This is a genomic window from Pseudomonas sp. SDO5532_S415, from assembly GCF_054071155.1.
In genome coordinates this window covers 1-3,972 of the sequence record NZ_JBSVWS010000294.1, presented here as the reverse complement: position 1 = coordinate 3,972, position 3,972 = coordinate 1, and the positions used below count along the sequence as shown (strand labels likewise).

The following is a 3,972-nucleotide window of genomic DNA, read 5'->3' as shown; positions in this document are numbered from 1 at the left end:
GCTCCCACATTTGATCGATGGGAGCGAGCCTGCTCGCGAAAGCGATCTGACAGGCACCCGTAGCGCCCCTGTCGAAAGATCAGGTTAGGGGCCGCCACCGCCCGACCATGTGCTCCAGATCCCCGTCCCCGATCAATTGCAGTTCGCCACCGGACCCCGCCGCACTGGCCAGTAGCGCCACACTGCTGGGCAGGCGCACCGGTTTCTTGAATTGCACCGCGATCTCGATGTTCGCCGCCGGCAAATGATCCTCCAGCGCGGCCAGTGTGCGCGCCTTGTTCCATAACCCGTGGGCGATGGCCGAAGGAAAACCGAACAGCCGGGCGCTGGCCGCACTCAGGTGAATCGGGTTGTAGTCCCCGGAGACCCTGGCGTATTGGCGGCCAATGTCCGAAGGCGCTTTCCATTGGGCGACTTGTGTCAGTGTCAGCGACGAAGCCAGCACCTCTTCGACGGGCTCGCCCTCAAGCTTGACGCCGCGACAGAGCATCTGGCTTTGCGCCTCCCACAGCGTCCCCAACTGATCATCCAGGGTCGTCACCAGATCGAACGTCGCCCCCTTGGCATGGGGTTGCAGGTTCTGCACGTTCACGCCGATCCGCGCCCGATTGAGCCCGCCCATGGGGCGCAGCACACGGATGCGATTGCTCAGGTGAATCAGCCCCAGCAACGGAAACGGAAAGTCTTGGGCGGTGAGCAATTGCATTTGCAAGGCGAAGGCGAGGATGTGGGGATAGGTCGGTGGCAGCAGGCTGTTGTCATTGAATCCGCAGACTTTGCGATAGGCCGCCAGGCGCTTGGGCTCGACATCGACCCAGCAACGCAACCCCGAATCGGGCAGGGTGGTGCCGGTGATCCTGCGCCGCGTCGCGGCTTTTGCGTACAACGCCGGCAGAGCGGGTTCGCGAGTGAGTGTGTGCCAATCAGTCGTCATGCCTATGCCCCCAGAACACTTTGCCCGCAGACGCGCAAGGCTTGCCCGGTGAATGCGCCGGTGCCCGGTTGCGCCAGCCATGCCACCGCTTCGGCGACGTCCTGCGGCAGGCCACCCTGGCCCAGCGAACTCATGCGTCGCCCGGCTTCGCGCAAGCCGAAGGGAACCCGCGCGGTCATCTGGGTTTCGATAAAGCCGGGGGCCACGGCGTTGATGCTGATGCCCCGTTCGAGCAGCAAGGGTGCCCAGGCTTGCGCCAGGCCGATCAACCCGGCCTTGCTCGCCGCGTAGTTGGTTTGCCCGCGATTGCCGGCGATTCCGCTGATCGAGGCCAGCAGAATCACCCGACCGTTGTCGCGCAGCGTACCGCTGTCGAGCAGGGCCTGGGTCAGCACTTGCGGGGCGTTGAGGTTGACCGCGAGTACCGCGTCCCAGAAATCCGGGGTCATGTTGGCCAGGGTTTTATCCCGGGTGATACCGGCGTTGTGCACCACGATATCAACGCCATCGGGCAACTGTTCGAGCAATTGTGCGGCAGCGTCTTCGGCGCAGATGTCCAGCGTGATGCTGTGCCCGCCGAGGCGTGCGGCAAGGGCTTCGAGATCGTTTTTCGCCGGTGGCACGTCGAGCAGGATGACGTCGGCGCCATCGCGGGCCAGGGTCTCGGCGATGGACGCACCGATGCCCCGTGCCGCGCCGGTGACCAGTGCCTTGCGCCCGGCCAGCGGACGGGTCCAGTCCGTCACCTGAATGTCGCAGGGGTTCAGGCGAATCACCTGCCCGGAGACGAAAGCGCTTTTGGGCGAAAGGAAAAATCGCAGCGGGCCTTCGAGTTGATCTTCGGCGCCTTCACCGACGTAGATCAGTTGCAAGGTGCCGCCGCTGCGCAGCTCCTTGGCCAGCGAACGGCTGAAACCCTCCAGGGCGCGCTGGGCGCTGGCGGCGAACGGGTCGCTTAACGTCTGCGGATCACGCCCGAGAATCACCAGGTGTGCGCAGTGATCGAGGTTTTTCAGCAGTGGCTGGAAAAACTCGCGCAGTTGTTTAAGCTGGTCGGTTTGCTGCAAATCGCTGGCATCGAACACCACGGCTTTGAGTTTCGGGCCGTGGCCGGGAATCCATGCCGTGGCCATCGAAGGGTCGGTACCGTAGCTGTAGATCGCGTCGGTCAGGCGGTTGGCGAACGCGCTGACTTTCTCCGCCAGCGGCCCGCCACCGATCAGCAATGCACCCTCGACCGGACGCAGCCGGCCTGCCTGCCAGCGTTCCAGACGTACCGGCGAAGGCAGGCCCGTGGCTGCGACCAGGCGATGTCCGATGGACGAATTGGCGAAGTCGATATAGCGGTCAGACATGGAACGCGCTCCGGTAGCTGGGATTCAAAGTGTGGACCATGAATGGCGATCAGTCGTTCGATCCACGAGATAAGGCCTACGCTTGTTCAAAGCAGATTAGTTTGTCCCGGAATTTTCAGGAGAACTCAGACCCTGTGGGAGCGAGCCTGCTCGCGAAGGCGGTAGCACATTCAATATTGTTGTGACCGACAAATCGCTTTCGCGAGCAGGCTCGCTCCCACAGGGATCGGCTCAACTTCGAGGAATGTCATCAGGAGCTTTTCATGACTCAACTGCGCCGCGTCGCGATCATCGGTGGTAACCGGATCCCCTTCGCCCGCTCCAACGGCCCGTACGCCACGGCGAGTAACCAGGACATGCTCACTGCCGCGCTCGAAGGATTGATCGAGCGCTACAACCTGCATGGCCTGCGAATCGGCGAGGTGGCCGCAAGCGCGGTCCTCAAATTGTCGCGGGACATGAACCTGACCCGCGAGTGCGTACTCGGTTCGCGACTGTCGCCCTCGACGCCTGCCTATGACATTCAGCAGGCTTGCGGCACCGGGCTGGAAGCCGCGCTGCTGGTGGCGAACAAAATCGCCCTGGGCCAGATCGAATGCGGTATTGCCGGAGGTGTCGATACCACCTCCGATGCGCCGATCAGTGTCAGCGAGGGTCTGCGGAAGATCCTGCTGCAAGCCAATCGCGCCAGGAGTACCGGCGACAAACTGAAAACCTTCCTGCAATTGCGCCCCCGCCACCTGATCCCTGAATTCCCGCGCAACGGCGAACCGCGCACCGGTTTGTCCATGGGGCAGCATTGCGAGTTGATGGCCCAGACCTGGAATATTTCCCGTGAAGAACAGGATCAACTGGCCCTGGAAAGTCATCAGAAACTGGCCGCGTCCTACGCAGAGGGTTGGCACAACGATTTGATCACGCCGTTCCTTGGCCTGACCCGTGACAACAATCTGCGCCCGGACCTGAGCCTGGAAAAACTCACCTCGTTGAAAACAGCGTTCGAGAAGAGTGCCAAGGGCACCCTGACCGCCGGCAACTCCACACCGCTGACCGATGGTGCGTCGCTGGTGTTGTTGGGCAGTGAGGAATGGGCCAGGGAACGCGGCTTGCCGATCCTCGCCTATCTACGTGATGGCGAGGCGGCGGCGGTGGATTTCGTCAACGGTGCCGAAGGCCTGTTGATGGCGCCGGCGTATGCGGTGCCGCGGTTACTGGCGCGTAACGGGCTGACGCTGCAGGACTTCGACTATTACGAAATCCACGAAGCCTTCGCCGCGCAAGTGCTCTGCACGCTGAAGGCCTGGGAAGATCCGCAGTACTGCAAAAGCCGCCTGGGCCTCGACGCGCCGCTGGGCTCGATCGATCGCAGTCGACTCAACGTCAAAGGCAGTTCACTGGCGGCGGGCCATCCGTTCGCTGCCACGGGTGGGCGCATTGTTGCCAACCTGGCGAAGTTGCTGGATGCGGCGGGGAAGGGGCGGGGACTGGTTTCGATTTGTGCGGCGGGGGGGCAGGGTGTCACAGCAATCATCGAACGTTAATCGCAAAAAATGAGTGAAACCCTGTGGGAGCGAGCCTGCTCGCGAAAGCGGTGTGTCAGCCAGCATCAACGTCGACTGACACTCCGTCTTCGCGAGCAGGCTCGCTTGTATGTTTAGACTTGAAGGGGTGGGCGGGACTAAA

Annotated in this window: 3 protein-coding genes; 1 reads left to right on the top strand and 2 read right to left on the bottom strand. The window is 62.5% G+C overall.

Annotated elements, in window-relative coordinates; genetic code table 11:
* Nucleotides 1–79: 79 nt before the first annotated feature.
* Both ACW9HW_RS29315 and ACW9HW_RS29310 read right to left on the bottom strand, forming a co-directional pair.
* Entirely contained in the window at nucleotides 80–934 is an 855-nt protein-coding gene (locus ACW9HW_RS29315; protein ID WP_457402816.1) for a MaoC family dehydratase, read from the bottom strand.
* A 2-nt stretch (nucleotides 935–936) separates the two neighbouring features.
* Nucleotides 937–2,289, bottom strand: a complete 1,353-nt coding sequence (locus tag ACW9HW_RS29310; RefSeq protein WP_457402815.1) for a 3-oxoacyl-ACP reductase — start codon at nucleotides 2,287–2,289, stop codon at nucleotides 937–939.
* 263 nt (nucleotides 2,290–2,552) lie between these two features.
* Between ACW9HW_RS29310 and ACW9HW_RS29305 the strand changes: the two genes are divergently transcribed.
* The gene (locus tag ACW9HW_RS29305; protein WP_457402813.1) at nucleotides 2,553–3,830 is read left to right on the top strand and encodes an acetyl-CoA C-acetyltransferase; all 1,278 of its coding nucleotides are present in this window, start codon (nucleotides 2,553–2,555) and stop codon (nucleotides 3,828–3,830) included.
* Nucleotides 3,831–3,972 lie beyond the last annotated feature (142 nt).